Genomic DNA, 20,488 nt, shown 5'->3' with positions numbered 1-20,488 from the left:
GCCGCCTGGCGCGTCGGCCTTCTTGTTGCCGCAGTTGTGCACCAGGGCGGACTGGGCCCCGGCGAGCACGTAGTAGGTGTGGATGTCCGCGACGGTCAGGTTGTGAACCGTGCGGGTTTCGGTCCGTCGGCGGACCGCGGTGATCCGTACCATCGTCCCGGAACCCGTTCGCAGCCACTCGCTACGTCGGCGCCCGTGTCCACGCGGTTGGCGTCCTGGCGCCCGTAGAAGGCCCGCTATGAAATTGATGTGACCACACCGAGGTCGTCGCCCGGGAAGCCGTCGGGCCGGGTTTGCGGGGCGTGGCCGTGGGTCAGATGCCGTCGTTCTCCCGGCGGGCCTCGGCGATCCGGCGGGTCATGATCGTCGTCAGTTCGTAGGCCGTGTGGGAGGCGGCCACCGAGGTGATCTCGGCGTGGTCGTAGGCCGGGGCCACCTCGACGACGTCCGCCGAGACCAGGTTGCAGGAGGCCAGGCCGCGCAGGATCTCCAGCAGTTCGCGGGAGGTCATGCCGCCGGCCTCGGGCGTGCCGGTGCCGGGCGCGTGCGCCGGGTCGAGGCAGTCGATGTCGATGGAGATGTAGAGGGGGCGGTCGCCGATGCGCTGGCGGAGTTGGTCGGCGACCTCGTCGGCGCCGCGCCGGTAGACGTCGGCGGAGGTGACGATGCCGAAGCCCATCTTCTCGTCGTCGGTGAGGTCCTGCTTGCCGTACAGCGGGCCGCGGGTGCCGACGTGGGACAGCGCGGAGGTGTCGAGGATGCCCTCCTCCACCGCGCGGCGGAACGGGGTGCCGTGCGTGTACTCGGCGCCGAAGTAGGTGTCCCAGGTGTCGAGGTGGGCGTCGAAGTGGAGCAGGGCGACCGGGCCGTGCTTCCTGGCCACCGCGCGCAGCAGCGGCAGGGCGATGGTGTGGTCGCCGCCCAGCGTCATCAGGCGGGCGCCGGAGGAGAGCAGGTCGTCGGCCGCCGCCTCGACCGTCTCCACGGCCTCGTGGATGTCGAACGGGTTCACCGCGATGTCGCCGCCGTCGGCGACCTGCGCCAGCGCGAAGGGGGACGCGTCCTGCGCCGGGTTGTAGGGGCGCAGCAGCCGGGACGCCTCGCGGATCGCGTTGCCGCCGAAGCGGGCGCCCGGCCGGTAGGAGACGCCGGAGTCGAACGGCACCCCCACCACGGCGACGTCGGCGCGGCCGACCTCGTCGAGGCGGGGCAGCCGGGCGAAGGTCGCGGGTCCGGCGTACCGGGGGACGCGGGAGGAGTCGACGGGGCCGCGGGGCGTCTCGTTGCTGCTCATGGGGATGCTGCCTTCCTTCTGCGCGCTGCGTGCCACCGACGGTAGGTGGCCGGAGCGCGGCTGCGAAGTGTACGTTTCCTCCATTCAGGCCGCTGATTGTGGAGGAAACGTCCACCATGTCGTCCTCCGGGCGGGAGCCCGCCGTTCCGCCCACTCCCCCGGTGCCGCTGGCGTCCCTGCTGGCCCGCGAGGACCTCGCCCTGCGGCAGATCGCCGGGCCGTCCGGCCCCGGCGTCGTCGTCCACGCGGCGCACGCCTCGGAACTGGCCGACCCCTCCCCGTACCTGCTGGGCGGCGAGCTGCTGCTGACCGCGGGCGTGCACATCCCGGAGGCGGTGGCGGGTTCCGGCGCCGGTTTCGACGACTACGTGGCGCGGATCGTCGCGGCGGGCGGCGCGGCCCTCGGCTTCGGGCTGGCGCCGGTGCACGACACGGTGCCGCCCGCCCTGGTCGCCGCCTGCGACACGCACGGGCTCCCGCTCGTCGAGGTCCCGCCGCGGACGACGTTCTCGGGCGTGGCCCGCGCGGTGTGGCAACTGATGGCCGAGGTCCGCCTGGCGGAGCTGCGCCGGGTCGCGGAGGCGCAGCAGGGCCTGGCCGCCGCGGCCGCCCGCCCGGACCCGGTGCCGTCGGTGCTGCGGAGGCTGGCCCGGCAGGTGAACGGGTGGGCGGTGCTGTACGGGCCGGACGGTGCGGAGATCGCGTCGGCGGGGCGGCCGGCGCCGACGGAAGCGCGACAGGCGCTGGCCCGGCTCGCGGACGTCGTACGGCCGGGCGTGAACCGGTGGGCGGACGGCCCCGCTCGCCTCGCCGGACCCGCTCCCGCCTCCGCCACCGACACCGTCGCCGGCACCCACCTCGCCGCCTACGGCCTCGGCGCCGGCCGGGGCTTCGTCCTCGGGGTGGCCGCCGCCCGGCGGGACCCCGGCGACCACACCGTCGCCTCCGTCGCCGCCGTGCTGCTGTCGCTGCTCACCGGCGCCCACCGCGGCGGCACCGACGCGGCCCGCTCCGCGGCGCTGGTACGGCTGCTGCTGGGCGCCCCGCCCGAAGAGGCCGCCGCGCTGCTGGGCGCCGAGCGGTGGATCGTCGTGCACGGTCGGCCCGACGAACGGCCGCCCGACGCCGTGGCCGCCTCCGCGCTGGGCGCCGCGCTCGGCTCGCCGCTGGTCGACCTCGGGGACGGAGTCGTACGGGTGCTGGTGCCCGCCGACCGGGAGCCGACGCCGTGTCCCGGCTGGACGCTCGGCGTGAGCGCGGCCGCCGGTCCCGGCGAGTGGCCGGCCGCCGACGCGCAGGCGGCCCGCGCCCTGGCCCGCGCCCGCGCCACCCGCGTCCCGCTCGTCCGGCACGGCGCCCGCCCCGCCCTCGCCGAACTGGTCGGCCCGGCCGAGGCGCAGGCACACGCGCGTGCGCTGCTCGGCCCGATCGCCGCCGTCCCGGCCCTCACCGAGACGCTGCGCGCCTGGCTTTCCCTGCACGGGAGTTGGGACCGCACGGCGGTGGCCCTGTCGGTGCACCGCAACACCGTCCGCCAGCGCATCGCCCGGTGCGCGGCGCTGCTCGACGCCGACCTGGACGATCCCGACGTACGCATGGAGCTGTGGTTCGCCCTGCGGCAGGTGCGGTAGCGCGGCAGGCGCGGGGCGAGGGAGCGGCCCGCGAGCGGCGTGCGTCCGCCGTGCCGCGCGCGGCGCGCCCGCAGGTGCCCTGTCGGCGGGAGGCCCCCGTGGCCGCCGGGGCCGGTCCCGGCTCCCTGGTCGTGGCACCGTCGGAAGCCGGCCCACGCCCGGCACGGAGCGGACGGTGCGCCCACAGCACGCACGTGAACGGCGTCCCGGCGTACGGAAGCGCCGGGGACGGGCACAGGCCGTCCGCGTGCCCGGCCCGCCCGCACGGCCTCGCGGGCCGGATGGTCCCCGTACCGCCGGTCCCCTGGCCCCCGGTCGCCGCACCGTCCGCAAGTCGGCCTGCGGCCGGTGCGAGGGCCCGGCCCGGCGCAAGGGCGTGCGGCACGCCGACGGCGCGCGCCGTGCCCGCCCGGCGGCGTGGCGGCCCAACGGCGCGGCGGCGCGATCCGGCTCCGTACCCCGGCGCGCACGTGACCCACATCCCAGCGTGCGGAAACGCCGGGGACGAGCACAGGCGCCTGCCTCACAATGGGAGCCATGCCGATACCCGGGACACCCAGCCGCGCCGAGCTCGTCGACCACCTCGTCAAGACCCGTATCGCGGGCGACGTGGCCACCCCGCGCGAGAACAACCTCTCCCACTACCGCCAGCTCGCCAACGGCGTCCGCAACTTCTGGCTCGGCCTGGAACTCGGCGACCGCTGGCGGGACGAGCAGGACGTGCTCGCCGTGATGGCGGAGCGGGTGGGCGTGAACGACGACCCGGAGCACCGGTACGGCCAGGACACCATCGACCCCGAGCTGACCGTCGACGCCCTCGACCGGATGGCGGCCCGGCTGCGCAAGGCGGCCGACGGACGGCAGCGGGTGCTGTTCGCGACCGGCCACCCCGGCGGCCTGCTCGACGTGCACCGCGCCACGGCGGCCGCGCTGCGCGCCGCCGGGTGCGAGATCGTCGTCATCCCGGACGGGTTGCAGACGGACGAGGGGTACGTGATGCAGTTCGCGGACGTGGCGGTGCTGGAGCACGGCGCCACGCTGTGGCACACGCACTCGGGCGAGCCGATGAAGGCGATCCTGACGGCGCTGGAGCGCGAGGGCCGCCCGCTGCCCGACCTGGTCGTCGCCGACCACGGCTGGGCCGGGTACGCGGGCCAGCACGGCGTGGACTCCGTCGGCTACGCCGACTGCAACGACCCGGCGCTGTTCCTCGCCGAGGCCGAGGGGACCGTACAGGTGACGGTCCCGCTCGACGACCACGTGCTCAGCCCGCGCTACTACGACCCGCTGACGGCGTACCTGCTGGCGGAGGCGGGGCTCTCATGAGGCCGATGCCCTTCCGGTGACCGGTCAGAGACCGGCGATGGAGGCGGGGGCGCGCTCGGCGCGGGCGAGCCCCCGGATCACGCCCACCGCGCCGTGCCGCCGGACCGCGAGCCGGGCGAGCAGTTCGACGACCGGCGCGGTGACGCTCTCCGGGAACTCCGGCGTCGGCAGACCCGCGCTGCACGCCAGGTCGTCGGCGTGCACGACGAGTTCCGTCAGGCGGGTGAGCAGGAAGTCGTCGAGTTCGAGGGACCACTCGCCCCAGGTGGCCACGTGCACGGGCCGCGCGGCCGGCGCCCGGGGCACCTCCGCGCGCAGCGCCTCCAGCGCCTCGCGCACGCGCGCGTTCAGGGCCGCGTGCCCGTCGGCCGCCCTGGCCTCGCCGCCGGCGCGGATGCGCGCGCTGACGGGCGCGTCGGCCCCGGCGTCCAGCCAGATCACGCGCTCCAGGTAGTACGTGCGCAGGGAGACGACGGGCTCGGACGGCACGGGCGCGGCGAGCAGGCCCGGCAGGTCGAGGTCCTGCCCGAACAGGTGCCCGGCGAGCCCGCGCACGCCGAAGTCCTCCAGCACGCTCGGCCCGTCCCATACGGCTGCCACGGCGGGGTCGGCGAGCAGTCCGGCGACCGTGCCCGCCGCCAGGAGGTACGCATCCCGGATCCGCCCGCCCCGCCAGTTCCACGGTTCGGTCATGGTGCCCATCCCAACGCGGGCGCCCGGTCCGCGGCAACCGACTTGCAGGGCAGCCGGATCACCGCGGGACGCGGACCACGCCCTCCTGGATGACCGTGATGGCCAGCCGGCCGTCCTGGGTGTAGATGCGGGCCTGCCCGAGGCCGCGCCCGCCGGACGCCGACGGCGACTCCTGGTCGTACAGGAGCCATTCGTCGGCGCGGAACGGGCGGTGGAACCACATGGCGTGGTCCAGCGAGGCGCCGACGACGTCGCCGACCGCCCAGCCGCCGCGCCCGTGCGCGAGCAGGATCGAGTCGAGCAGGGTCATGTCGCTGACGTACGTGGCGAGGACGACGTGCAGCAGGGGTTCGTCGACGGCGCCGGCGAGTTTGCCGTTGGCCCGGAACCACACCTGGGAGTGCGGCTCGCGCGGCTCGCCGAACCTGCCGAACGGCGGTTCGTCGACGTACCGCAGGTCGACGGCCTCCCGGGCCGCGATGAACCGCTCGACCACGGCCGGGTCGAGGTGGTCGTAGGCGCGCAGCCGCTCGGCGGAGGTCGGCAGCGTCACCGGGTCCGGCGCGGGCGGCATCGGGGCCTGGTGGTCGAGGCCCTCCTCGTGCGTCTGGAAGGACGCCGACAGGTGGAAGATCGGCTTGCCGTGCTGGACGGCGACCACCCGGCGGGTGGTGAAGGAGCGGCCGTCCCGGATGCGGTCGACGCTGTAGACGATCGGCGCGCCCGGGTCGCCGGGGCGCAGGAAGTACGCGTGCAGGGAGTGGGCGGGCCGGTCCGCGGGGACCGTCCGCCCGGCGGCGACGAGCGCCTGGGCCGCGACCTGCCCGCCGAAGACGCGCGGGACGAGGGAGGGCCGGGAGCTGCCGCGGAAGATGTTCTCCTCGATCTGCTCGAGGTCGAGCAGATCGAGGAGATCCTGTAGTGCCTGACTCATGGAGTTAGTTGTACCGGCCAGGGATTGCCCGGACCTTACAGGCCCATGTCCTTGGCGATGATCGTCTTCATGATCTCGCTGGTGCCGCCGTAGATGCGGTTGACGCGGTTGTCCGCGTACAGGCGGGCTATCGGGTACTCGTTCATGAAGCCGTAGCCGCCGTGCAGCTGCAGGCAGCGGTCGATCACGCGGTGGGCGACCTCGGTGCAGAACAGCTTGGCGGACGCGGCCTCGGCGGGGGTGAGCTCGCCGGCGTCCAGCGCCTCAAGGGCGCGGTCGGCGACGGCCTCGGCGGCGTCGACCTCGGCCTGGCAGGCGGCCAGCTCGAACTTGGTGTTCTGGAAGCTGGCGACCGGCTTGCCGAAGACGGTGCGCTCCTGGACGTACTGCTTGGCGAACCGGACGGCGGCCTTGGCCTGCGCGTAGGCGCCGAAGGCGATGCCCCAGCGCTCGGAGGCCAGGTTGTGGCCGAGGTAGTAGAAGCCCTTGTTCTCCTCGCCGAGCAGGTCCTCGACCGGCACCTTCACGTCGACGAACGCCAGCTCGGCGGTGTCGGAGGTGCGCAGGCCCAGCTTGTCCAGCTTGCGACCGATGGAGTAGCCCTCGGACTTGGTGTCCACGGCGAACAGGGAGATGCCGAAGCGGCGGTCCTCGGCGGTCGGCGCGGAGGTGCGGGCGCACACGATCACGCGGTCGGCGTGGACGCCGCCGGTGATGAAGGTCTTGGCGCCGTTGAGGACGTAGTGCGTGCCGTCCTCGGAGAGCTTGGCGGTGGTCTTCATGCCCGCGAGGTCGGAGCCGGTGCCCGGCTCGGTCATCGCCAGCGCCCACATCTCCTCGCCGGAGACGAACTTCGGCAGGAAGCGCTTCTTCTGCTCCTCGGTGGCGAGCATCTTGATGTACGGCAGGCCCAGCAGCACGTGCACGCCGGAGCCGCCGAACTGGACGCCCGCGCGCGCGGTCTCCTCGTACATCACGGCCTCGAACTTGTACGAGTCGATGCCGGCGCCGCCGTACTCCTCGGGCACGTTGATGCCGAAGACGCCGAGTTCGGCGAGCTTGTAGTAGAAGTCGCGCGGCGCCTGGCCGGCCGCGAACCACTCGTCGTAGACGGGGACGACCTCGGCCTCGATGAAGGCCCGGAGGGTCTCCCGGAACGCCTCGTGGTCCTCGTTGAACACCGTACGGCGCACGCCGCCACCTCCACGTACTCGGCATGACTGAGCATGTCTAAGCGCTTGCTCACGCCAACGTACCGGCGAGTAGGCGAGGGCGTCCAGAGGGGTCCGCGTAACGCTCGTCACCCTCTCACCCGTTCGGCGGCGCGTACACCCGCACGGCTCATCCACCGGGCGCGGCGGCCGGTGTCCGCGCAGGCTGCGAACAGCCCGCTTCGCGGACATCGCACCAAGTGAGTGCCGGGCCCGTGCACCCGGCGAGTGAGCGTTCCGGGCGCCGGGTTCCCCGGCGCCCGGGGCCGGGGCGCGCCGGGGCTCGGGACCGCGGCACGCCGGGGCGCGGGGCCGGGGCGCGCCGGGGCTCGCGTCAGTCGTCGCCGTCCGCTGCCGCCGCCGCGAAGGCGCCCCTCGCCATCCGGTGCAGCAGGGTCGCCGTGGCGCCCCGGCCGGGCAGGGAGCCCGGACGGCCCAGGTGCGGGGTGGAGTTGAGCAGGCCGAAGACCGAGTGCACGGCCGAGCGGGCCACCGGCTCGGCCAGGCCCGGGTAGACCTCGCGGACCACCTCCACCCACAGCTCCACGTACTGCCGCTGGAGCTGGCGGACCAGCTTGCGGTCGCTGTCCCGCAGGCGGTCCAGCTCACGGTCGTGCAGGGTGATGAGCGGGCGGTCGTCGAGCGCGAAGTCGATGTGCCCCTCGATCAGCGAGTCGAGGACCGCCCCGGGACCGGCCGTCCCGTCGGCCTCCTTCAGGCGCCGCTTCGCGCCGGTCAGCAGCTGGCCGCTGATGCCCACCAGCAACTCGGCGAGCATCGCGTCCTTGCCCGGGAAGTGGCGGTAGAGACCGGGCCCGCTGATGCCGACCGCGGCGCCTATCTCGTCGACACCGACGCCGTGGAACCCGCGCTCGGCGAACAGCCGCGCGGCCTCCTTGAGGATCTGGTCGCGGCGGGTGGGGGCGTCGGTTCTGGTGGCCATGGAGGCAATTCTAGACAGGGAGGTTAGCGGTCGTTAACCTGAAGGGGATGGTTAACGCTCATTAACAGCCGGACACTGGGTGAGGGGACCGCAGGAATGGATCAGGCACCGGAGCTGACGAGCGCGGCGGATCCCGCGTCGGAGGCCTGGCGGGCCAACGAGGCGGCGCACCGCGCGCTCGTGGAGGAGTTGCACGAGAAGCTGGCCGCGGCCCGGCTCGGCGGCGGCGAGAGGGCGCGCGCCCGGCACACCGCGCGCGGGAAGCTGCTGCCCAGGGACCGCGTGGACACCCTCCTCGACCCCGGCTCGCCGTTCCTGGAGCTGGCCCCGCTGGCCGCCGACGGGATGTACGACGGGCAGGCCCCGGCCGCCGGGGTGATCGCCGGGATCGGGCGGGTCGCCGGGCGCGAGTGCGTGGTCGTCGCCAACGACGCCACCGTCAAGGGCGGGACGTACTACCCGATGACGGTGAAGAAGCACCTGCGCGCCCAGGAGGTCGCCCTCGACAACCGCCTGCCGTGCGTGTACCTGGTGGACTCCGGGGGCGCCTTCCTGCCGATGCAGGACGAGGTCTTCCCCGACCGCGACCACTTCGGGCGGATCTTCTACAACCAGGCCCGGATGTCCGGCGCCGGCATCCCGCAGATCGCGGCCGTGCTCGGCTCCTGCACGGCCGGCGGGGCGTACGTCCCGGCGATGAGCGACGAGGCGGTCATCGTCCGCAACCAGGGCACCATCTTCCTGGGCGGGCCGCCGCTGGTGAAGGCGGCCACCGGCGAGGTCGTGACCGCCGAGGAGCTCGGCGGCGGCGACGTCCACGCGCGCGTGTCGGGCGTCACCGACCACCTCGCCGAGGACGACGCGCACGCGCTGCGGATCGTGCGGGACATCGTCGCCACGCTGCCCGCGCGCGGCCCGCTGCCCTGGCGGGCCGCCCCGGTCGTCGAGCCGAAGGTGGACCCCTACGGCCTCTACGGCGCCGTCCCGGTCGACCCCCGCACCCCCTACGACGTGCGCGAGATCATCGCGCGCGTGGTAGACGGCTCGCGTTTCGCGGAGTTCAAGGCCGAGTTCGGGCAGACCCTGGTCACCGGCTTCGCCCGGATCCACGGCCACCCGGTCGGCATCGTCGCCAACAACGGCATCCTGTTCTCCGAGTCCGCCCAGAAGGGCGCGCACTTCATCGAGCTGTGCGACCAGCGCGGCATCCCGCTGGTGTTCCTGCAGAACATCTCCGGCTTCATGGTCGGCCGGGACTACGAGGCCGGCGGCATCGCCAAGCACGGCGCCAAGATGGTCACGGCGGTCGCCTGCACGCGCGTGCCGAAGCTGACCGTGGTGGTCGGCGGGTCGTACGGCGCGGGCAACTACTCGATGTGCGGGCGGGCCTACTCGCCCCGCTTCCTGTGGATGTGGCCGGGCGCCAAGATCTCGGTGATGGGCGGCGAGCAGGCCGCCTCGGTCCTCGCCACCGTCAAGCGGGACCAGCTCGAGGGCCGCGGGGAGGAATGGTCCGTGGAGGACGAGGAGGCCTTCAAGGCCCCCGTCCGCGCCCAGTACGAGCGCCAGGGCAGCGCCTACTACGCCACCGCCCGGCTCTGGGACGACGGGGTCATCGACCCGCTGGAGACCCGTCAGGTGCTGGGCCTGGCCCTGACCGCCTGTGCCAACGCGCCCCTGGGTGAACCCCAGTTCGGCGTCTTCCGGATGTAGAGGGGGGTTACCCGACCATGTTCGACACAGTGCTCGTGGCCAACCGGGGCGAGATCGCCGTGCGTGTCATCCGCACGCTGCGCTCGCTGGGCGTGCGCTCGGTGGCCGTCTTCTCCGACGCGGACGCCGACGCCCGGCACGTCCGGGAGGCCGACACGGCGGTGCGGATCGGTCCGGCGCCGGCGGCGGAGAGCTATCTGTCGGTGGAGCGGCTGCTCGACGCGGCGGCCCGCACCGGCGCCCAGGCCGTCCATCCCGGCTACGGCTTCCTCGCGGAGAACGCGGCCTTCGCGCGCGCGTGCGCCGACGCCGGGCTGGTCTTCGTCGGGCCGCCCGCGGACGCGATCGCCCTCATGGGTGACAAGATCCGCGCCAAGGAGACGGTGAAGGCGGCCGGTGTCCCGGTCGTGCCCGGCTCCAGCGGCAGCGGCCTCAGCGACGCCGAACTGGCCGACGCGGCGCGGGAGATCGGCATGCCGGTGCTGCTGAAGCCGTCGGCGGGCGGCGGCGGCAAGGGCATGCGGCGGGTGCGGGACGCCGCCGATCTCGCCGACGAGATCGCCGCGGCCCGCCGCGAGGCCCGCGCCTCCTTCGGCGACGACACCCTCCTGGTCGAGCGGTGGATCGACCGTCCCCGGCACATCGAGATCCAGGTCCTGGCCGACGGCCACGGCAACGTGGTCCACCTCGGCGAGCGCGAGTGCTCCCTGCAGCGCCGCCACCAGAAGATCATCGAGGAGGCGCCCTCGGTCCTGCTGGACGAGGACACCCGCGCGGCCATGGGCGAGGCGGCGGCGCAGGCCGCCCGCTCCTGCGGCTACCGGGGCGCGGGCACGGTGGAGTTCATCGTCCCGGGCGACGACCCGTCGTCGTACTGGTTCATGGAGATGAACACCCGTCTTCAGGTGGAGCACCCGGTCACCGAGCTGATCACCGGGCTCGACCTGGTGGAGTGGCAGCTGCGGGTCGCCGCCGGGGAGCCGCTGCCGTTCAAGCAGGGCGACCTCACGCTGACCGGGCACGCGGTCGAGGCCCGGGTGTGCGCGGAGGACCCGGCGCGCGGGTTCCTGCCGTCCGGCGGCACCGTGCTCGCCCTGCGCGAACCGCAGGGCGACGGCGTGCGCACCGACTCCGGGCTCAGCGAGGGCACCGAGGTCGGCAGCCTGTACGACCCGATGCTGTCCAAGGTCATCGCCTACGGCCCCGACCGGGCGAGCGCGCTGAGGAAGCTGCGGGCGGCCCTGGCGGGGACGGTCGTGCTGGGCGTGCAGACCAACGCCGGGTTCCTGCGCCGGCTGCTGGCCCACCCGGCGGTGGTCGCGGGCGAGCTGGACACCGGGCTGGTGGAGCGGGAGGCGGCCGGGCTGGTCACGGACGAGGTCCCGGCGGAGGTCTACGCGGCGGCGGCGCTGCTGCGCCAGACGGCGCTCGCCCCCGGTGGCGGCGACGGCACCGGCTGGGCCGACCCGTTCGCGGCCGCGGACGGCTGGCGGCTGGGCGGGGAGCGGGCCTGGACGGTGCACCATCTGCGGGTGCCGGGCCACGACCCGGTCAGCGTGCGGGTGCGCCGCACGCCGGACGGGGGGACCGAGGTCCTGCTGCCCGGCGCGGACCGGCCCGTGCGCGGCTCCGGGGGCGTGCTCCCGCGGCCCGGGGCCGAGGACGTCTTCAGCTTCCGGCTCGACGGCCTGGTCCACACCTTCGCCGCCCTGCCGGACGGCACCTGGCTGGGCCGCGACGGCGACGCCTGGCAGGTGCGCGACCACGACCCGGTCGCCGCGTCGCTCACCCGCGCGGCGCACGCGGGCGCCGACTCGCTCACCGCGCCCATGCCCGGCACGGTCACCGTCGTGAAGGTCGCCGTCGGCGACGAGGTGAGCGCCGGTCAGAGCCTGCTGGTCGTCGAGGCGATGAAGATGGAGCACGTCATCTCCGCCCCGCACGCCGGCACGGTCGCCGAACTGGACGTCTCCCCGGGCACGACGGTCGCCATGGACCAGGTGCTCGCGGTGATCACGCCCCACGAGGAGGTGGCGCAATGACGGTGGAAGGGCTCCCGGAAGGGCTCCCCATGACCGTACCGGCCGAGGGACTGCCCGCGCGGGTGCGGATCCACGAGGTCGGCGCGCGGGACGGCCTGCAGAACGAGCGGGCGACCGTGCCGACCGAGGTCAAGGCGGAGTTCGTGCGGCGGCTGGCCGGCGCGGGTCTGACCACGATCGAGGCGACGAGCTTCGTGCACCCGAAGTGGGTGCCCCAGCTCGCCGACGCGGAGGCGCTGTTCCCGCTGGTCGCCGATCTGCCGGCCGACCTGCCGGTGCTGGTGCCGAACGAACGCGGGCTGGACCGCGCGCTGGCTCTCGGCGCCCGGCGCGTCGCCGTCTTCGCGAGCGCCACCGAGTCCTTCGCGAAGGCCAACCTCAACCGCACGGTGGCCGAGGCGCTGGCCATGTTCGAGCCGGTGGTGGCCAGGGCCAAGGCCGAGGGGGTGCACGTGCGCGGCTATCTGTCGATGTGCTTCGGCGACCCGTGGGAAGGCGCCGTCGCGGTGCGGCAGGTCGTGGGCGTGTGCCGGGCGCTGCTCGACATGGGCTGCGACGAGCTGAGTCTCGGCGACACCATCGGCGTGGCGACGCCGGGCCATGTGCGCGCGCTGCTGACCGCGCTGGGCCAGGCGGGCGTTCCGGTGTCCGTGCTCGGCGTGCACTTCCACGACACCTACGGCCAGGCCCTCGCCAACACCCTGGCCGCCCTCCAGCACGGCGTCACCACGGTCGACGCCTCCGCCGGCGGTCTGGGCGGCTGCCCCTACGCCAAGTCCGCCACCGGCAACCTCGCCACCGAAGACCTCGTGTGGATGCTGCGCGGCCTCGGCATCGACACCGGAGTCGACCTCGGCCGCCTCGTCGCCACCAGCGTGTGGATGGCCGAGCAGTTGGGCCGACCCAGCCCGTCCCGCACCGTCCGTGCCCTCTCCCACAAGGACCAGTGATCCGCCATGGACTACCGTCTCTCCCCCGAACTCGAAGAACTGCGGCGCACGGTCGAGCAGTTCGCGCACGACGTGGTGGCGCCGAAGATCGGCGAGTTCTACGAGCACCACGAGTTCCCGTACGAGATCGTCCGCGAGATGGGCCGCATGGGCCTGTTCGGGCTGCCGTTCCCGGAGGAGTACGGCGGCATGGGCGGCGACTACCTGGCGCTCGGCGTGGCGCTGGAGGAGCTGGCCCGCGTCGACTCCTCGGTGGCGATCACGCTGGAGGCGGGCGTCTCCCTGGGCGCGATGCCGGTCCACCTGTTCGGCACCGAGGAGCAGAAGCGGCAGTGGCTGCCCCGGCTGTGCTCCGGGGAGATCCTCGGCGCGTTCGGGCTCACCGAGCCGGACGGCGGCTCGGACGCGGGCGCGACGCGCACGACCGCCCGGCTGGACCCGGACACGGACGAGTGGGTGATCAACGGCACCAAGTGCTTCATCACCAACTCGGGCACGGACATCACCGGCCTGGTCACGGTCACCGCGGTCACCGGCCGCAAGCCGGACGGCAGGCCGCGCATCTCGGCGATCATCGTCCCGTCCGGCACGCCGGGCTTCACGGTCGCGCCGGCGTACTCGAAGGTGGGCTGGAACGCGTCCGACACCCGCGAGCTGTCGTTCACGGACGTCCGCGTCCCGGCGGCCAACCTGCTGGGCGAGGAGGGCCGGGGCTACGCGCAGTTCCTGCGCATCCTGGACGAGGGGCGCGTCGCCATCGCCGCCCTGGCCACCGGGCTCGCCCAGGGCTGTGTCGACGAGTCGGTGAAGTACGCGAAGGAACGTCACGCGTTCGGCCGCCCGATCGGCGCCAACCAGGCCGTCCAGTTCAAGATCGCGGACATGGAGATGCGGGCCCACACGGCCCGGCTGGCCTGGCGCGACGCGGCGGCCCGGCTGGTGTCCGGCGAGCCGTTCAAGAAGGAGGCGGCGCTGGCGAAGCTGTACTCGTCGACGATCGCGGTGGACAACGCCCGGGACGCCACCCAGATCCACGGCGGCTACGGCTTCATGAACGAGTACCCGGTGGCCCGGATGTGGCGCGACTCCAAGATCCTGGAGATCGGCGAGGGCACCAGCGAGGTCCAGCGGATGCTGATCGCACGGGAGTTGGGGCTGGTGAGCTGACCGTCCCGCCGGCCGGGCGGTGACCGCGAGCGGGACGGGACACCCGCTGGACAATTAGTGAGGTTAGGCTAACCTACCTTCGAACTCGTCCGGCGGGCGTCTCGCCCTGTTCGAAAGCAGTCATGCCATGCCCAACGCCAGAGCCTCCCACCTCACCCGCCGCGGCCTCCTCGCCGCGGGCGGCGCCCTCGGCCTCGGCGCCGCGCTCGCGGCCTGCGGCGGCGACGACGCGAAAAGCGGCGGCTCGGGCAGCGGGACGACCGCCGCCGCGTCCGGCCCCTGGTCCTTCGAGGACGACCGCGGCAAGACCGTGAAGCTCGGCGAAGCCCCCCGGAACATCGTCGCGTTCACCGGCGTCGCCGCCGCGCTGTACGACTACGGCATCTCCGTGAAGGGCGTCTTCGGCCCGACCAGGACCCCGGACGGCAAGCCCGACGTCCAGGCCGGCGACATGGACATCAGCAAGGTCACGGTCCTCGGCAACGTCTGGGGCCAGTTCAACGTCGAGAAGTACGCGGCCCTCGCGCCCGACGTGCTCGTCTCCACCATGTTCGACGACGCGGGCACCCTGTGGTACGTCCCCGAGGAGTCGCAGGACAAGATCGCCAAGCTGGCCCCCAGCGTCGGCCTCTCCGTCTACGACCGCCCGCTCACCGAGCCGCTGCAGCGCATGTGGGCGCTCGCCGAGTCGCTCGGCGCCGACATGAAGGCCGCCGCGGTCACCGAGGCCAGGAAGAAGTTCGAGGCGGCCGCCGCCCGGCTGCGCGCGGCCGCCAAGGCCAAGCCCGACATCAAGGTGATGGCGGGCTCCGCGAGCCAGGAGCTGTTCTACGTCTCCGGCAGCAACCTCTCCATCGACCTGGAGTACTTCAAGACGCTCGGCGTGAACCTCGTCGAGCCGCCGGAGAAGGCCAAGGCCCAGGGCGGCGGCTGGTACGAGAGCCTGAGCTGGGAGAACGTCGACAAGTACGCGGCCGACATCATCATGATGGACGACCGCACCTCGGCCATCCAGCCGGCCGACATCACCGAGGCCACCTGGAAGAAGCTGCCCGCCGTCAAGGCCGGCCAGGTCATCCCCCGCTCACCCGAGCCGATCCTGTCGTACGACAAGTGCACGCCGCTGCTCACCGGCCTCGCGGAGGCGCTGGAGAAGGCGAAGAAGGTCTCCTGACCCGCCGCTCCCCGACCCGCCGATCCCCGATACGCCCCGCACCGCGACCCGATACGCCCCGCACCGCGACCCGACACACACCGACCCGGCACGCCCCGCACCGCGACCCGCCCCGCACCGAACCGGGGCGGGCCGCGGTGCGTGCGGCGGCCGCGGCGACGCTCCGGGGGCGTGACGACGGTCACGGACGAGGCAGGTTTCCCCCCTCAAATTTAGGTTAGGCTAACCTAAGTTGATCTCGCGGATCCGCCCCGCGTCCGCCCCGCTGCGGACCGTCCCCACCGGAGGACCCCCACCATGCGCTCGCACCTGCTCAATGACACGACCGCGGAGCACTACCGCCGCTCCGTGACCGAAGGCGTCGAGCGGGTGGCCGCGCAACTGGCCGCCGCCGATCGTCCGTTCACCGGCATCACGGTCGACGCCCTGGCGCCCCGCATCGAGCGGATCGACCTCGACCGGCCGCTGCTCGACACCGCGGCCGTGCTCGACGAGCTCGAGGAGGTCTACCTCCGGGACGCGGTCTACTTCCACCACCCCCGCTACCTCGCCCACCTCAACTGCCCGGTCGTCATCCCGGCGGTGCTCGGCGAGGCGGTGCTGTCCGCCGTCAACTCCTCCCTAGACACCTGGGACCAGTCGGCCGGCGGCACCCTCATCGAGCAACGGCTCATCGACTGGACCGCCGGACGCATCGGCTTCGGCCCCGCCGCGGACGGGGTGTTCACCTCCGGCGGCACCCAGTCCAACCTCCAGGCGCTGCTGCTGGCCAGAGAGGAGGCCAAGCGTGCGTCGCTCGCCGACCTGCGCGTCTTCGCGTCCGAGGCCAGTCACTTCAGCGTGCAGAAGTCCGCGAAACTGCTCGGCCTCGGCCAGGACGCCGTGGTCTCCGTACCCGTCGACCGCGACAAGCGCATGCGGACCGTCGCCCTCGCCCGTGAGCTGGAGCGCTGCCGGCAGGACGGCCTGGTGCCGATGGCCGTCGTCGCCACCGCCGGTACCACCGACTTCGGCTCCATCGACCCGCTGCCCGAGATCGCCGAGCTGTGCGCCCGGTACGGCGCGTGGATGCACGTCGACGCCGCCTACGGTTGCGGGCTGCTGGTCTCGCTGAAGCACCGGGACCGCATCGACGGCGTCGAGCGCGCCGACTCGGTCACCGTCGACTACCACAAGTCCTTCTTCCAGCCGGTGAGTTCGTCCGCGGTGCTGGTGCGCGACAGCGCCACCCTGCGGCACGCGACCTACCACGCCGACTACCTCAACCCGCGCCGCACGGCGCGCGAGCGCATCCCCAACCAGGTCGACAAGTCCCTCCAGACCACCCGCCGCTTCGACGCGCTGAAGCTGTGGATGACGCTGCGCACGATGGGCGCCGACGGCATCGGGCAGCTGTTCGACGAGGTGTGCGACCTGGCGCGGCAGGGCTGGGAGCTCCTGGCGGCCGACCCCCGCTTCGAGGTGGTCGTCGAGCCGGCCCTGTCCACCCTCGTCTTCCGCTGCGTCCCGGCCGCCGTCACCGACCCCGCGGAGATCGACCGCGCCAACCTGCACGCGCGCAAAGCCCTGTTCGCCTCCGGTGACGCGGTGGTCGCGGGCACCAAGGTGGACGGCCGCCACTACCTGAAGTTCACCCTGCTCAACCCCGAGACGCGGCCGTCCGACATCGCCGCCGTCCTCGACCTCATCGCCGGCCACGCCGAGCAGTACCTGGGAGAGTCCCTTGACCGCGCATCCTGAACCCAGCCGCGCCTATGACCTGGTGGGCATCGGGCTCGGCCCGTTCAACCTCGGGCTGGCCTGCCTGACCGAGCCGATCGCCGAACTCGACTGCGTCTTCCTGGAGTCCAAGCCGGACTTCGAGTGGCACTCGGGCATGTTCCTCGACGGCGCCCACCTGCAGACGCCGTTCATGTCGGACCTGGTCACCCTGGCCGACCCGACCTCGTCGTACTCCTTCCTCAACTACCTGAAGGAGAAAGGCCGGCTGTATCCCTTCTACATCCGGGAGAACTTCTACCCGCTGCGAGTCGAGTACGACGACTACTGCCGCTGGGCCGCGGGCAAGCTGAGCAGCGTCCGCTTCGGCGCGACCGTCACCCGGGTGACGTACGAGGACGGGCTGTACGCGGTGCGGACCGCGGCGGGCGACAGCTACCGCGCCCGGCACCTGGTGCTCGGCACCGGCACCACCCCGTTCCTGCCCGAGCCGTGCCGGGGGCTCGGCGGCGACCTCCTGCACACCGCCGAGTACACGCGGCGCCGGGAGGAGCTGCGGGCGAAGAAGTCGATCACGATCGTGGGCAGCGGCCAGAGCGCCGCGGAGATCTACCACGAACTGCTCGGCGAGATCGACGTCCACGGCTACCAGCTCAACTGGGTCACCCGCTCCCCGCGCTTCTTCCCGCTGGAATACACCAAGCTGACCCTGGAGATGACCTCCCCGGACTACGTCGACTACTTCCGCGCGCTGCCCGAGGAGACCCGCTACCGGCTGGAGAAGCAGCAGAAGGGCCTGTTCAAGGGCATCAACTCGGACCTGATCGACGCGGTCTTCGACCTGCTCTACCAGAAGAACGCCGAACGCGGCGGCCGCCCGGTACCCACCCGTCTGCTCACCAACTCCTCGCTGGTGCACGCCCGTCACGAGGACGGCGGCTACACGCTCGGCTTCCACCACGACGAGCAGGGCAAGGACTTCGAGATCCGCACCGAGGGCCTGGTGCTGGCCACCGGCTACCACTACGAACCCCCGGCCTTCCTCGACCCGGTCCGCGACCGCCTCCGCTTCGACGGCCACGGCCGCTTCGACGTGGGCCGCAACTACGCCGTCGACGTCACCGGCCGGGGTGTGTTCCTGCAGAACGCCGGCGTGCACACGCACAGCGTCACCTCACCCGACCTCGGCATGGGCCCGTACCGCAACAGCTGCATCATCCGCGAGCTGCTCGGCGGCGAGTACTACCCGGTCGAGAAGACCATCGCCTTCCAGGAGTTCGGCGTATGACCCGACAGACGACGAGGCACACGACCCGGCACACGGTCCGGTACACGGACTTCACCTTCCGGCCCGTCGACCCGCAGGCCGACGGCGAGCTGCTGCACCGCTGGGTGACGCATCCCAAGGCGGCCTTCTGGATGATGGCGGACGCCCGGCAGGAGGACGTCGAGCGCGCCTACCTGGAGATCGCCGCCGACGAGCACCACCACGCCCTGCTCGGCCTGCGCGGCGGCGAACCCGCCTTCCTGATGGAGAAGTACGACCCCGCGCACCGCGAACTGACCGGCCTGTACGAGCCCGAGCCGGGGGACGTCGGCATGCACTTCCTGGTGCCGGCCACCGACACCCCCGAGCACGGCTTCACCCGCGCCGTCATCACCGCCGTGCTGGCGCACCTCTTCGCGGATCCGGCGGCCGCCCGCGTCGTGGTCGAGCCGGACGTACGCAACAAGGCCGTCCACGCTCTGAACGAGGCCGTCGGCTTTGAAGCCCTGCGCGAGATCGAGAAGCCGGAGAAGCGGGCGCTGCTGAGCGTCTGCACCCGGGAGCGGTTCCGGGCGGCGACGGGGGCGGTCGCGTGAGCCTCGCCGACGCCGTGGCCCACCTCTCCCCCGAGCGCTGGGAGCGGGCGGGCCGCCTCCTCGTGCGCAAGGCGCTCGCCGAGTTCGCGCACGAGCGGCTGATCACCCCCGAGCCGGACGGCGACGGGTACGTCGTCCGCGGCGACGACGGGCTGACCCGCTACCGGTTCACCGCCACCCGCCGCGCCCTGGACCACTGGCAGGTGGACGCGGACTCGATCACCCGGCACCGCGACGGCGTCGAACTTCCGCTGGACGCGCTGGAGTTCTTCATCGAACTGCGGCGGACGCTGGGCCTGGGCGACGACATCCTGCCCGTCTACCTGGAGGAGATCTCCTCCACCGTCTCGGGCATCTGCTACAAGCTGACCAAACCGCCGGTCACCGCCGCCGAGCTGGCCCGCGCCGGCTTCCAGGACGTCGAGACCGGCATGACCGAGGGCCACCCCTGCTTCGTCGCCAACAACGGGCGGCTCGGCTTCGGCGTCCACGACTACCTGTCGTACGCCCCGGAGACCGCGAGCCCGGTCCGCCTGGTGTGGCTGGCCGCGCACCGCTCGCGGGCGGCGTTCACGGCGGGCGCCGGGATCGAGTACGAGACGTTCGTCCGGCGGGAGCTGGGCGCCGCGACCGTCGAGCGCTTCCACCGCACGCTCACCGGCCGGGGCCTGGACCCGGCCGACTACCTGCTGATCCCCGTGCACCCCTGGCAGTGGTGGAACAAGCTCGCCGTCACCTTCGCCGCCGAGGTCGCCCGCGGGCACCTGGTGTGCCTGGGCGAGGGCGACGACGAGTACCTGGCCCAGCAGTCGGTGCGGACCTTCTTCAACGTCTCCCACCCGGAAAAGCACTACGTCAAGACGGCCCTGTCCGTGCTCAACATGGGCTTCATGCGCGGCCTCTCGGCCGCCTACATGGAGGCCACCCCGGCGATCAACGACTGGCTGGCCCGGCTCGTCGAGGCGGATCCGGTGCTGAGGGCGACCGGCCTGACGATCATCCGTGAGCGGGCCGCGGTCGGCTACCGGCACCTGGAGTACGAGAAGGCGACCGACCGCCACTCGCCGTACCGCAAGATGCTGGCGGCGCTGTGGCGGGAGAGCCCGGTCCCCTCGCTGGCGGACGGCGAGTCGCTGGCCACCATGGCCTGCCTGCTGCACGTCGACCACGAGGGCGCGTCCGTCGCGGGCGCGCTGATCGAGCGGTCGGGCCTCGCCCCCGCCGAATGGCTGCGGCACTACCTGCGGGCCTACTACGTCCCGCTGCTGCACAGCTTCTACGCCTACGGCCTGGTCTACATGCCGCACGGCGAGAACGTGATCCTGGTACTGAGGGACGGCGTGGTGCGGCGGGCGGTCTACAAGGACATCGCCGAGGAGATCGCCGTCCTGGACCCGGACGCGGATCTGCCGCCCGAGGTGCGGCGCATCCGCATGGAAGTCCCGGAGGAACAAAGGCTGCTGTCGGTCTTCACGGACGTCTTCGACTGCTTCTTCCGCTTCCTCGCCGCGAACCTCGCCACCGAGGGGATCCTGGAGGAGGACGGCTTCTGGCGGACGGTCGCCGACGTCACCCGCGAGTACCAGGAGTCGGCGCCCGGACTCGCCGACCGGTTCGCCCGGTACGACCTGTTCGCGCCGGAGTTCGCCCTGTCCTGCCTCAACCGGCTCCAACTGCGCGACAACCGGCAGATGGTGGACCTGGCCGACCCGTCCGGAGCGCTCCAGTTCGCCGGCACCCTGCACAACCCCCTCGCGCGGTTCTGACCCGCGACGCGGCGGGGGCCCCCCCCCGCCGCCCCCGCCGCGGCCACCCCCCCCGCGCCACC

General features: G+C 73.0%; 16 protein-coding genes. 11 read left to right on the top strand and 5 right to left on the bottom strand.

Translation table 11 applies throughout. The features are described from left to right. Positions 1-313 precede the first annotated feature (313 nt). A complete protein-coding gene (gene speB, locus AB0G63_RS30600; RefSeq protein WP_360756787.1) occupies positions 314-1,294 on the bottom strand; it encodes an agmatinase in 981 nt (326 codons plus the stop codon). 116 nt (positions 1,295-1,410) lie between these two features. On the opposite strand from speB, the gene AB0G63_RS30595 reads away from it, so the two are divergent. Together AB0G63_RS30595 and AB0G63_RS30590 are read left to right on the top strand one after the other, a co-directional pair. After that, a complete protein-coding gene (locus tag AB0G63_RS30595; RefSeq protein WP_360756784.1) occupies positions 1,411-2,925 on the top strand; it encodes a helix-turn-helix domain-containing protein in 1,515 nt (504 codons plus the stop codon). A 537-nt stretch (positions 2,926-3,462) separates the two neighbouring features. Next, positions 3,463-4,251, top strand: coding sequence for a phosphatase (locus tag AB0G63_RS30590; protein WP_360756782.1), 789 nt, complete (start codon positions 3,463-3,465; stop codon positions 4,249-4,251). Positions 4,252-4,275: 24 nt separating this feature from the next. Here the strand turns inward: AB0G63_RS30590 and AB0G63_RS30585 are convergent, their stop codons facing one another. The 4 genes from AB0G63_RS30585 to AB0G63_RS30570 all read right to left on the bottom strand — a co-directional run bounded on the left by AB0G63_RS30585 (position 4,276) and on the right by AB0G63_RS30570 (position 8,032). Continuing rightward, positions 4,276-4,944 (bottom strand): maleylpyruvate isomerase N-terminal domain-containing protein, encoded by a 669-nt coding sequence (locus AB0G63_RS30585; RefSeq protein WP_360756780.1) that lies wholly within the window; start codon positions 4,942-4,944, stop codon positions 4,276-4,278. Between the two features lie 58 nt (positions 4,945-5,002). Further along, the gene (locus tag AB0G63_RS30580) at positions 5,003-5,878 is read right to left on the bottom strand and encodes an acyl-CoA thioesterase II (protein ID WP_360756777.1); all 876 of its coding nucleotides are present in this window, start codon (positions 5,876-5,878) and stop codon (positions 5,003-5,005) included. A 35-nt stretch (positions 5,879-5,913) separates the two neighbouring features. Beyond that, positions 5,914-7,071 (bottom strand): acyl-CoA dehydrogenase family protein, encoded by a 1,158-nt coding sequence (locus AB0G63_RS30575; RefSeq protein WP_351884982.1) that lies wholly within the window; start codon positions 7,069-7,071, stop codon positions 5,914-5,916. 352 nt (positions 7,072-7,423) lie between these two features. Next, the gene (locus AB0G63_RS30570) at positions 7,424-8,032 is read right to left on the bottom strand and encodes a TetR/AcrR family transcriptional regulator (protein WP_360756774.1); all 609 of its coding nucleotides are present in this window, start codon (positions 8,030-8,032) and stop codon (positions 7,424-7,426) included. A gap of 96 nt (positions 8,033-8,128) precedes the next feature. Between AB0G63_RS30570 and AB0G63_RS30565 the strand changes: the two genes are divergently transcribed. From AB0G63_RS30565 to AB0G63_RS30525, 9 genes are all read left to right on the top strand, one after another. Beyond that, positions 8,129-9,745 (top strand): carboxyl transferase domain-containing protein, encoded by a 1,617-nt coding sequence (locus AB0G63_RS30565; protein ID WP_360756772.1) that lies wholly within the window; start codon positions 8,129-8,131, stop codon positions 9,743-9,745. Between the two features lie 17 nt (positions 9,746-9,762). Then, entirely contained in the window at positions 9,763-11,787 is a 2,025-nt protein-coding gene (locus AB0G63_RS30560; protein WP_360756769.1) for an acetyl-CoA carboxylase biotin carboxylase subunit, read from the top strand. Further along, a complete protein-coding gene (locus AB0G63_RS30555) occupies positions 11,784-12,737 on the top strand; it encodes a hydroxymethylglutaryl-CoA lyase (protein ID WP_360756767.1) in 954 nt (317 codons plus the stop codon). Before AB0G63_RS30560 ends, AB0G63_RS30555 begins: the two co-directional genes overlap by 4 nt. Positions 12,738-12,743: 6 nt before the next feature. After that, positions 12,744-13,904 carry an acyl-CoA dehydrogenase family protein gene (locus AB0G63_RS30550; RefSeq protein WP_360756764.1) on the top strand — a complete coding sequence of 387 codons (1,161 nt, stop codon included), beginning with the start codon at positions 12,744-12,746 and terminating at the stop codon, positions 13,902-13,904. Positions 13,905-14,031: 127 nt separating this feature from the next. Further along, positions 14,032-15,078, top strand: coding sequence for an ABC transporter substrate-binding protein (locus AB0G63_RS30545; protein WP_360756761.1), 1,047 nt, complete (start codon positions 14,032-14,034; stop codon positions 15,076-15,078). 297 nt (positions 15,079-15,375) lie between these two features. Continuing rightward, positions 15,376-16,818 (top strand): lysine decarboxylase DesA, encoded by a 1,443-nt coding sequence (gene desA, locus AB0G63_RS30540; RefSeq protein ID WP_360756759.1) that lies wholly within the window; start codon positions 15,376-15,378, stop codon positions 16,816-16,818. Then, the gene (locus AB0G63_RS30535) at positions 16,802-18,085 is read left to right on the top strand and encodes a lysine N(6)-hydroxylase/L-ornithine N(5)-oxygenase family protein (RefSeq protein ID WP_360756756.1); all 1,284 of its coding nucleotides are present in this window, start codon (positions 16,802-16,804) and stop codon (positions 18,083-18,085) included. Before desA ends, AB0G63_RS30535 begins: the two co-directional genes overlap by 17 nt. Further along, positions 18,082-18,660, top strand: a complete 579-nt coding sequence (locus tag AB0G63_RS30530; protein WP_360756754.1) for a GNAT family N-acetyltransferase — start codon at positions 18,082-18,084, stop codon at positions 18,658-18,660. The genes AB0G63_RS30535 and AB0G63_RS30530 overlap by 4 nt, the downstream gene beginning before the upstream one ends. Then, positions 18,657-20,426 carry an IucA/IucC family siderophore biosynthesis protein gene (locus AB0G63_RS30525; RefSeq protein WP_360756752.1) on the top strand — a complete coding sequence of 590 codons (1,770 nt, stop codon included), beginning with the start codon at positions 18,657-18,659 and terminating at the stop codon, positions 20,424-20,426. The genes AB0G63_RS30530 and AB0G63_RS30525 overlap by 4 nt, the downstream gene beginning before the upstream one ends. Positions 20,427-20,488: the final 62 nt, after the last annotated feature.

Source organism: Streptomyces sp. NPDC020996, assembly GCF_040641355.1.
Taxonomy (GTDB): domain Bacteria; phylum Actinomycetota; class Actinomycetes; order Streptomycetales; family Streptomycetaceae; genus Streptomyces.
Note: the sequence above shows the minus strand (reverse complement) of the source record. Positions and strands in the feature narration are given on the sequence as shown.

What these genes read in the sequence shown, in the direction of transcription:
- speB (WP_360756787.1), bottom strand. Translation starts at nt 1,294, where the DNA reads ATGAGCAGCAACGAGACGCCCCGCGGCCCCGTCGACTCCTCCCGCGTC.
- AB0G63_RS30595 (WP_360756784.1), top strand. Translation starts at nt 1,411, where the DNA reads ATGTCGTCCTCCGGGCGGGAGCCCGCCGTTCCGCCCACTCCCCCGGTG.
- AB0G63_RS30590 (WP_360756782.1), top strand. Translation starts at nt 3,463, where the DNA reads ATGCCGATACCCGGGACACCCAGCCGCGCCGAGCTCGTCGACCACCTC.
- AB0G63_RS30585 (WP_360756780.1), bottom strand. Translation starts at nt 4,944, where the DNA reads ATGACCGAACCGTGGAACTGGCGGGGCGGGCGGATCCGGGATGCGTAC.
- AB0G63_RS30580 (WP_360756777.1), bottom strand. Translation starts at nt 5,878, where the DNA reads ATGAGTCAGGCACTACAGGATCTCCTCGATCTGCTCGACCTCGAGCAG.
- AB0G63_RS30570 (WP_360756774.1), bottom strand. Translation starts at nt 8,032, where the DNA reads ATGGCCACCAGAACCGACGCCCCCACCCGCCGCGACCAGATCCTCAAG.
- AB0G63_RS30565 (WP_360756772.1), top strand. Translation starts at nt 8,129, where the DNA reads ATGGATCAGGCACCGGAGCTGACGAGCGCGGCGGATCCCGCGTCGGAG.
- AB0G63_RS30560 (WP_360756769.1), top strand. Translation starts at nt 9,763, where the DNA reads ATGTTCGACACAGTGCTCGTGGCCAACCGGGGCGAGATCGCCGTGCGT.
- AB0G63_RS30555 (WP_360756767.1), top strand. Translation starts at nt 11,784, where the DNA reads ATGACGGTGGAAGGGCTCCCGGAAGGGCTCCCCATGACCGTACCGGCC.
- AB0G63_RS30550 (WP_360756764.1), top strand. Translation starts at nt 12,744, where the DNA reads ATGGACTACCGTCTCTCCCCCGAACTCGAAGAACTGCGGCGCACGGTC.
- AB0G63_RS30545 (WP_360756761.1), top strand. Translation starts at nt 14,032, where the DNA reads ATGCCCAACGCCAGAGCCTCCCACCTCACCCGCCGCGGCCTCCTCGCC.
- desA (WP_360756759.1), top strand. Translation starts at nt 15,376, where the DNA reads ATGCGCTCGCACCTGCTCAATGACACGACCGCGGAGCACTACCGCCGC.
- AB0G63_RS30530 (WP_360756754.1), top strand. Translation starts at nt 18,082, where the DNA reads ATGACCCGACAGACGACGAGGCACACGACCCGGCACACGGTCCGGTAC.